Raw genomic sequence first — 7,976 nt, 5'->3', positions numbered from 1 at the left:
CCTAATTTCCGCGGGAGTTCAGGGTAGTATTAAAATCCTCGATTGATCCTCACACCTTCCGGATACGTGAGTCTGGCTGTATGCAGTCCTTACCAATCCAGTGCATTCACAACGGTTCGCACTTTCAGGATCTTGGACCGAAGTGCCCTCTGACTTGAGTCCGGGGAGGAATCGGGCCCCTGGGGTTCCCATACACTTTCACGGTGTGCGGCCGAAGTTGATGTTGGGGAACCCCGTGGAGAGTGTGTGCAATCGGCAACAAGGTTGCGGCTGTACGCCTCTCCCAACGCACGGCGGGCGTTGTACTCTCACATCCGGGAGACTTTCGGGCTTTCGGCTCAGGTATCTCAGCTCGCCATCTGCAGGGTTGCCGGCAGTTCCCGGAGCGGCCGGGAGGCGATCAAGGAATTGAACAAGGTCCTTGCCGCTCTCGATAAACCCCTGAAGCCGTCGATTCCATCGGGCCTCTTCTTGATGTTATATTGTGGAGAGCAGATCCGGTCGTTTCAATAGAAGACGGACTGTAATAAACTTAGATCTTCCCTGATGCGGTCTTGTTGTCTAGAAAATAGGACCCAGATAACGGGCCTTATGTATACAAAAGGGTGGACGTATAATACTTGTACCATGAGGTGTTATGCAACCGGAAACAGTTATGGCCTACGTCAACCGGCTAAAAGATACCAAACTTACCTGTGGTAAGACGCTGCTGGAATTAACCGCCTATAATGGGATTGCGCTCTGGTGGTTCGCCGACGTGGCATTCTACTACTATTTGTTTGATCGGAAGTATGCAGGTTCGGGCAGAGAGGCAGGACTTCGCCACAAGATCGAGACGAGCAGATTCTTCATGGCACTCGTCCGCCGGATATACTACGCCGGTGATCATCTTCTCGCGATGGTTGCACATCTGGTTCTCCTCCGGTGTAATAGATTAAAGCAGGTTAGATCGTTGGGATCAGGGAAAAGGACGATTCTTATCACCGGCGAAGACATCGAATGGAGGACGTTTTATGCGAGCAGTCGGGCCGAACCAATCCTTTCAGATCAGTTTTTTCACACAATCATCCAGAAACTCAATGAAACGGGAAAGTACAGGATCGTCTCAACGTTCCCCCTGAAGTGCCCCTACGCCTCATCGGTACGCGCCGTCATCAGCAAGTGCAAGCACTGGGATGTACTCCATATACCGTTCAATTTCTTCTTCCGGCATCGGATCGGGAAGGAGAGGAGTGAGGCGAAACGCTACTTCAGAGAGATATGGAAGATGCTGAAGAGCGATAGGAAACTTGCCAGCCTCTTAGACCGGCCCGATGATCCATACGGGGAGATCCGAAGACAGATCAGGAACTACTTTGCGTACGATAGACCTGAATACGTCTTTGCCGAGTTTGCCAAATTCATATCCATGGCCGAGGCCATGCTCGAAAGCATCAGGCCTGCGGTCATCGTCATTGAGGACGAATACAGTGTATTTGAGCGGGCTCTTATCGTGGCAGCGAAGAAGAGAAATATACCCTGTGTTGCAATTCAGCACGGTGTTATCCACGAGTTACATAAAGGGTATCTATACCAATCCGGTGAAATCTCGCCGGATCGCTCCGCCAAATCGCCGTTCGTGCCCATTGCCGACGTTACTGCGGTGTATGGCCAGTATCATAAAGATCTGCTGACCCGGACAGGCGGGTATCCTGAGAGCGCTGTTGTCGTAACGGGCCAGCCGCGCTACGATCGGATGATCGATCTGGATCGAGAGTCAGTCCGTTCAAAGCTGGTTGAAGAATGGCGCCTGGACCTGTCGAAAAAGATCGTGTTGTGGACGACACAATGCCATGGCGTATCTGACGCTGAGAATAAATTGAATTTTCGTGCTGTTTTTGATAGTATCTCATCGATCGGGAATGTACAGCTCATCATTAAACAGCACCCAGGGGAGCCGGAGCGGTATGACACAATGATCCGGGAGCATCTGGAGGGCTATTCGCTCGACGCTCATATCGTTGCCAAAGATGCAGATACTTTAGGGCTGCTTGCCGTGAGCGACCTTGTCCTGGTACTGAACTCAACAACGGGACTTGAGGCAGTAGCGCTCCAGAAGCCCTTAATTGTAATGAACCTTGGTGGCCAGCCTGACATTGGGGATTATGTTCAGGAGGGTGTTGCCTGCGGCGTCTACAGGTCCGAAGACCTCAAATCGACCATAGAGCAGCTCCTGCACGACGATACCTGCCTGGCACAGAACAGAGAGAAGTTTATCCGGAGATATCTCCACCGGGTTGATGGGAGAGCAACAGAGCGAGTTGTTGCTCTGATTGAAGAGTGCATAGAAGCCAGAGGTGTGAGGGCAGCCCACCGGCAGAGGGCATGATTAGTTGGGGTGCATGGATTTTTCCCACCATTCCAAGTTGTTTTGGAGACTTCGATGCGGAATATATGGGTACAATAGCAAGACGCTAAGGTGCAATAGAGGCCGAGGCCCTGCGCACTATATTGGCGATATATTGTATCAGTATGACAAGAATGACCGGATATCAAGCCAGATGGGCTGAAGCCCCTGTATGCGGAATAATAAGAGTCTCTGCGAGGATGAAGCCCAAATGATGTGCACCGGAGATGCGTTCTTTACTCTGAAGGTTAGTGGGCGCATTTGAGTTTAGGATTAACTTATATCTCCCCTGCAAGAAACACTCTATGCGAGGGACGCATCAGGTGGCATGGAACTCTGGTTGGGATGACATCTTCCGGCAACACGAATGGGGAAAATACCCCCCTGAAGAGTTAATCCGGTTTATCGCAAGGACTTTTTACCATGCGGCGAACAGATCGGACGTTGCTATCCTTGAGGTTGGTTGCGGTCCGGGCGCGAATCTGTGGTACCTTGCTCGGGAGGGTTTCTCAACATACGGGATTGATGGAAGCGAAGTGGCTATAGGGCGTGCACGGGACCGCCTAGAATGCGATGATTTACGTGCTGACCTGTGCGTTGGCGACGCAATGCATCTTCCCCATCCGGACGAGGTTTTTGACGCGGTCATTGACATCGAGTGCATATATGCTAACAGTCTGAAAGACTCCAGATCGATCCTCGCGGAAATTGGACGGGTTCTGAAACCTGGGGGGATGCTTTTCAGTAAAACTTTTATGACGGGGACCTACGGGGAGGGGCTCGGCCCCACCTTGGACGATGAACCGAACACTTATACAGAGCTTCCCGATGGCGCGTTGAAAAGTGGGTATGGTATCACGCGATTCACGACGGAAGATGATCTTTTTGACCTTTATGGAGCGCTCAACATCGTAAATGTCGATTATGTCATACGAAGTGAAAAAAATCGCCGCTACGAGATTCGTGAGTGGGTCATTGAGTGCCGAAAGGCATGAAGGAATAATTTTGGACAATCGGCTTAACGGCAGCAGGATGGGGATTCTATGAAAATCGGCAGTTTCTGAACATTTTGAATATATTTTTCACCCATACCCCTGCCGAAGTTGGTAGCACCCCAGGATATGGGGGGAAATCTATTCCGAGTATCCCACTTTGCGCATCCTTAGATAACTACTTTAGGGATTTAGTCGTAACTTGATCTTTGGAGTAGTACCTTTATTTCTTCTTTGCCAAGCAGTGCCGCATGGCTTGAGGTATATGCCATAACGCGTGCTTTTTCAAAAGTGCTTGGCAACATACAGGTATTTCTTCCGTTCATCTTATCCTGCTGCGGCAAAACAATAAACATCTCTTCGTTATCATACGCATTCTCCGCTTCTTCTTCGGTCATTAGTGCTTCATATAACTTTTCACCGGGCCTTTTTCCAATCGTCTTGATCAGAATCTGATTTGTATTGTAGCCGTATGTTGATGCCCACGTTTTGATAGTTGCTTCTGCCAGATCATCCATTCGTAGAACAGGCATTTTGAGAATAAATATCTCTCCCCCCGTCGCCATTTCCGCTGCCTTCAGGACTAGATCTATGGCCTTCGGTATGCTCATCATAAATCTGGTCATCTCTGGATCAGTGAGCGTGATTGGACCTCCAGAGGAAATCTGCTTCTTGAAAAGGGGAATTACTGATCCGCGTGTATTGAGTACATTCCCGAACCTTACGCAGGAGAATGCTGTATCTCTATTCCCTTTATAATTGTTGGCCGAGATCATCAATCGCTCGGCAAGCAACTTTGTCGCACCCATAACGTTGACGGGATCGACCGCCTTATCTGTGCTGATCAGAATTATTTTCCTTACTTCTCTATCGAGTGCGGCGTCAATTACGTTTTGAGTTCCAATAACATTTGTTTTTACTGCATCAAACGGATTGTATTCGCAGAGGGGTACATGTTTTAGGGCTGCAGCATGAAAAATAATATCTACGCCCTCAAATGCTCTGAGAAGTCGCTCTTTATCCCGCACATCTCCAACAAATGTTCTGATTCTGTCTGCCTGCAGATCCTGCTCAAGATCAAAGAGGCCGGTCTCATTATTATCCAGGATCCGGATTGCTTCGGGGCCCAGTTTTAGGAGATTTTTCACTAACGTGCTCCCAATAGATCCCGCCCCGCCGGTTACAAGGATCACTTTGCCTTCGAAAAATGTATCGACGCCCATGTCAATTCAACTCATAAAACGTCTTGATCTCGTTAACCAGCAAGTCCATCTCCTCTTTTGTGAGGCCGGGATAGACTGGCAAGGTAAGGGCCAGATCCGCCACTTTCTCTGTAATAGGCAGATATGGAGTGTATTTCAGTATATCTCTATAAAAGCGGGTGAGATGAACTGGATTAAAGTATATCTTTGTCATTATCCCGCTATCCGCCAAATGTCTCATAAGACCATCCCTCTTTTCCGCCATCACCGTATACATTTGATAGACATGGCGGTATCCTTCTGGTGGAGCTGGGGGAGTAATTTCTCTTACTTCTTTTTCTAACCTCGCTGTAAGGTACTCTGCATTCTGCCTCCGTGTCGAAATGAGCATATCTATCTTTTTTAGTTGAGCGATCCCCAGGGCAGCAATCATGCTGGGCATCCTGAAGTTATATCCGAGTGTGATATAATCCAGATTTTCGATAGAGGAGAAGTACGCGGAATTTTCCTGTCGCCCATGCGACCGGATCAACTTCGCTTTTTCATAAATTTCCCTGGAATCGGTAACCAGTGCCCCTCCCTCTCCAGTAGGGACAACCTTATTCTGGCAAAAACTAAGTACTCCCCCTTCCCCATAGGAACCTGCTTTTTTGTCTCCGATGCTTGCACCGAATGACTCTGCAGCATCTTCTATGAGAAGAAGATGGTGATCGTCTGCGATCTCTCTCAATTCGCGTATTTTGCAGGGACAACCAGCATAGTGTACCGGGATAACTGCCTTCGTTTTTGGGGTTATTTTTGCCTCGACATCTTCAGGATCCAGTCCGAGGGTCTGTTCCTCGATATCGGCAAAAATCGGTTTCGCTTTCACGAAGAGGGGAGCGTTGGCCGTGGCGATGAATGTGAAAGAGGGTACAATTACCTCATCTCCCCCCTTAATCCCGTATGCCAGAAGGGCGGCATGCAGGGCTGATGTTCCCGAGTTGAATGCTACGGCATACTTTTTCTCTTGGTAGTCCTTAAGTCCTCTCTCAAATTCAACTATTTCCGGCCCCTCTGCCCAGTAGGTCCCCCGACGGAGAACCTCTGTTACTGCCTGCAGGTCCGCTTCGTCGGTATAGATCTTGAATAACGGTAACTTCCAAGACATCTGATAGATTTTTTACTCTTCTTTCTTCATTTAGGTTTCGTATTGTTTTTCGCAGGAAGTAGGCGCTTAAACAATAGTATCGTTGTAATTTAACCTATATGCCGGGAAGAATGATTCATTCGATCCACCTGCGCTTGACCCATTTACCATTCGGTTGTAGACATTTTTCAGGTAGATATTTTTGCCTATATAAAATTTCATAGATATCTCTGAGAATCCTGATTTAAAATTAAATAGTGAGTCATCTTTACTCAAACCGCCTCCTAAATGTAGATATTCTAGATGCTGGCCTTTTGCCCATTTTATTGCTTCAAATATTATCATATCTGTAGGATACACTCCTCTTATTCGAGATGAGCCGGAAAGGTGATAATGCAAGATTTTGTTTCCCCTAATGAAGATCCCTGCCCCTATACATGTATCGTTGAAGAGAATTTTAATTAATATCGAGTCAAATAATTTAAAATGATCTTCGATAAATTCAAACGAGAAGTTATATTTCTGAGCAGCTCTTCTCATGGATAACATGCTGTTATAGCAATGCATGAAATCTTGAATATCTGCCTTTGAAGGACTACTGGTGATAGCGACAGAGCACCCCTCTTGTAGGGATTTTCTAATATTGTATTTGTGGCCTTTCTTAATTTTGGAGATAATTTCGTCTAAATCGGGTCTCAGATCAACAACGACGACATCTCCGGCATAGATCGGGCTGAGGGGCACTTCTAATGAGTATTTATAATTCTCAAAAATTGGATGATATCGAGTAAATTCACAAATATATTGATTCTTTACACAATGTGCTCTATATACATCATAGAATTTTCTGATTGATGCAATATTTTCCTGTATATCTTCGGATTTATATATAACGATTGGGCCGCCATAGCCGTATGGTGTTGTTAAATCAAAGTAATTACAACCCCTGTATTCATCAGTTAAATTTATTTTCCGGATCAGGTGTGTATAAATGACACTTACATGCGGATCTTCCCAAAATACTGCTTCAGGTCGTGCCCTAAAGTGCTTTTGATACAATTTAAAATAGCCATATCTGAAGTATACATCATCGTAAGGATTAAATCCTGTATTTAGTATTTGATCCCACTTCGGATTTTCACTTATCGTGATCATTTGGTTTCTCCAGTATCTTTTGAATTATCCTGCAGACCTTTAAACTGCATCTGCCATCTCCATAAGGATTTTCTAACTGTTGCAATTCTCTTTTGAAGTCTTCATCGTATATTGATGTCTGGATTGCACTGATAATATCACTTTTTCTTGCTTCGACTTCAAATACATTTTTTGCCTTTAATCTTCCTTTCTGCCTTGTGCCTACGCAAACAAATGGTTTTTTAAAGCTGGGCAACTCAACGATTCCCGCGCTCGAATTACCGACCATCACACTGCACACATTCATCAAGCCTAAGAAGTCTCTTCGGGAAAGGTTTGGATATATGCTGATACAGGGTAATAACTCACTGGCTTCGGCAATTCTCTGGTTGATCAACTGCCCCCCTGCGTCAGCATTGGAGTAAACCGCGATGGTCCTGAAATTAAGACTTTCAATCGCCATCATCAGCTCGGTTATCTGTTTGTCGATATCACCGTATTCTTCGGTATTTGGATGAAACACCAACAATACCGATGGTTGCTTGGGATCCAGGTTATATTTACTGCAGATCACATCGAGCGGTTCAAATGCTCCCGAAATAATATCGTCAATTCCGGGCTCTCCGACGATGAAGATCCTGTTTTTTGGAATCCCCATATTTAATAAATTATTGTAACTGTCGATATTTCCGACAAGATGGTAATCTGAGAGCATCGATGTTGCAGATCTCAGTTTATTATCAACAGATCCGCTAGAATCGCCTCCTCCATGGTGGCAGACGGGAATGTTGAGGTAGGCTCCGGCAAGGGCTCCGGCTAATGCTTCTCCTCGGTCCCCTTCTATGAGAATTAATTCTGGCGATAGTTCCTCAATTGCGCTGGCTATTCCATGAAGGGATATGCTCAGGGATTTGATCATCCCACCAAGGGTATCCGTATCCAAAAGGGAGTCCACTTTTTTTATTTCGAAACCATCCTTTTCGATTTCGCTGATGGTTTTTCCGAATTTCGGGCTTAAATGCATCCCCGTTGCGATCACAGTGATCCAATTTTCTTTTTTTAAATCCAACAGTAGTCTTCTCATCAGCGAGTACTCAGACCGTGACCCGGTTACAAAAACAATCTGGCTCATC

7 protein-coding genes are annotated in these 7,976 nt (G+C 46.3%); 3 read left to right on the top strand and 4 right to left on the bottom strand.

Going from position 1 to position 7,976, the window contains the following annotated elements; genetic code table 11:
* The first annotated feature begins 246 nt into the window (after positions 1–246).
* The 3 genes from BP846_RS07695 (at position 247) to BP846_RS07685 (ending at position 3,381) form a co-directional block, all read left to right on the top strand.
* Positions 247–513, top strand: coding sequence for a hypothetical protein (locus BP846_RS07695; RefSeq protein ID WP_292394080.1), 267 nt, complete (start codon positions 247–249; stop codon positions 511–513).
* Positions 514–655: 142 nt separating this feature from the next.
* Positions 656–2,368 carry a UDP-N-acetylglucosamine 2-epimerase gene (locus tag BP846_RS07690; protein WP_292394077.1) on the top strand — a complete coding sequence of 571 codons (1,713 nt, stop codon included), beginning with the start codon at positions 656–658 and terminating at the stop codon, positions 2,366–2,368.
* A gap of 341 nt (positions 2,369–2,709) precedes the next feature.
* A complete protein-coding gene (locus BP846_RS07685; RefSeq protein WP_292394075.1) occupies positions 2,710–3,381 on the top strand; it encodes a class I SAM-dependent methyltransferase in 672 nt (223 codons plus the stop codon).
* 188 nt (positions 3,382–3,569) lie between these two features.
* On the opposite strand, the gene BP846_RS07680 is transcribed toward BP846_RS07685, so the two are convergent.
* The 4 genes from BP846_RS07680 to neuC all read right to left on the bottom strand — a co-directional run bounded on the left by BP846_RS07680 (position 3,570) and on the right by neuC (position 7,975).
* The gene (locus BP846_RS07680) at positions 3,570–4,601 is read right to left on the bottom strand and encodes a UDP-N-acetylglucosamine 4,6-dehydratase family protein (protein WP_292394073.1); all 1,032 of its coding nucleotides are present in this window, start codon (positions 4,599–4,601) and stop codon (positions 3,570–3,572) included.
* A gap of 1 nt (position 4,602) precedes the next feature.
* Positions 4,603–5,730 carry a DegT/DnrJ/EryC1/StrS family aminotransferase gene (locus tag BP846_RS07675; RefSeq protein ID WP_292394071.1) on the bottom strand — a complete coding sequence of 376 codons (1,128 nt, stop codon included), beginning with the start codon at positions 5,728–5,730 and terminating at the stop codon, positions 4,603–4,605.
* Positions 5,731–5,796: 66 nt separating this feature from the next.
* Positions 5,797–6,864, bottom strand: coding sequence for a hypothetical protein (locus tag BP846_RS07670; RefSeq protein WP_292394068.1), 1,068 nt, complete (start codon positions 6,862–6,864; stop codon positions 5,797–5,799).
* A complete protein-coding gene (neuC, locus tag BP846_RS07665; RefSeq protein WP_292394066.1) occupies positions 6,848–7,975 on the bottom strand; it encodes a UDP-N-acetylglucosamine 2-epimerase in 1,128 nt (375 codons plus the stop codon). The genes BP846_RS07670 and neuC overlap by 17 nt, the downstream gene beginning before the upstream one ends.
* Position 7,976: the final 1 nt, after the last annotated feature.

Origin of the sequence: Methanoculleus sp. UBA303 (assembly GCA_002501655.1) — an archaeon.
Classification (GTDB): domain Archaea; phylum Halobacteriota; class Methanomicrobia; order Methanomicrobiales; family Methanoculleaceae; genus Methanoculleus.
Note: the sequence above shows the minus strand (reverse complement) of the source record. Positions and strands in the feature narration are given on the sequence as shown.

Excerpts from the sequence above, each read along its gene's own strand:
- BP846_RS07680 (WP_292394073.1), bottom strand. The coding sequence starts at position 4,601 with ATGGGCGTCGATACATTTTTCGAAGGCAAAGTGATCCTTGTAACCGGC.
- BP846_RS07690 (WP_292394077.1), top strand. The coding sequence starts at position 656 with ATGGCCTACGTCAACCGGCTAAAAGATACCAAACTTACCTGTGGTAAG.
- BP846_RS07670 (WP_292394068.1), bottom strand. The coding sequence starts at position 6,864 with ATGATCACGATAAGTGAAAATCCGAAGTGGGATCAAATACTAAATACA.
- neuC (WP_292394066.1), bottom strand. The coding sequence starts at position 7,975 with ATGAGCCAGATTGTTTTTGTAACCGGGTCACGGTCTGAGTACTCGCTG.
- BP846_RS07675 (WP_292394071.1), bottom strand. The coding sequence starts at position 5,730 with ATGTCTTGGAAGTTACCGTTATTCAAGATCTATACCGACGAAGCGGAC.